Raw genomic sequence first — 541 nt, 5'->3', positions numbered from 1 at the left:
TTGGTTTCCACCGTTATGATAGGTTACGCTTACGGATCTTATTACATCATCAAAATAAAGAATTGGATTTTCAAGTAGGTTAAGGGATAGGAGCAAGAACTCCTACCCCAACATTTGACGTAGAACCTTTCTTAAAGATTGTTGCTTTGGGGTCATTTTTGTAATGAACCACCTTGTGCAAGTTGATTGGAGAGCAAGGTGCGAAACTCCTCGAAAATTTTCTTCGTGCGATGGAACGCTTCCGAAGCTTTCCTTGTCCAGCGGGATCAGCGTGCCTACTACCTGAATAATCTTCTCGCAAGGCATGTGACGAGGAAGCTCGCTTCGACAGGACTTTCTTGTAGACGCAGGAGCACAAATGCTTCCTTGAAAAGAGGCTCCTGAGGTCGCAAGGCGACAAGTGGGCTCACCGCGCGCCCCGCGGAAAGCGAGCATCCTGGAGCGGAAATCAACGACTTTTAAAGAAAACTTGGCGAGACCAAGCCTTTTGTAGGTCGAGCCTTAGTTGCCCTTATACTGAAGAAAGTATTTTATACTTTCT

General features: G+C 46.0%; 1 protein-coding gene. It reads right to left on the bottom strand.

Features of this window, described 5'->3' with window-relative positions; genetic code table 11:
* Positions 1-102: 102 nt before the first annotated feature.
* Positions 103-306, bottom strand: a complete 204-nt coding sequence (locus tag ACTWQL_RS24880) for a hypothetical protein (RefSeq protein WP_443145014.1) — start codon at positions 304-306, stop codon at positions 103-105.
* Positions 307-541 lie beyond the last annotated feature (235 nt).

Source organism: Pseudalkalibacillus sp. R45 (assembly GCF_052246725.1).
Taxonomy (GTDB): domain Bacteria; phylum Bacillota; class Bacilli; order Bacillales; family Fictibacillaceae; genus Pseudalkalibacillus.
This window is presented reverse-complemented; position numbering and strand designations above follow the sequence as displayed.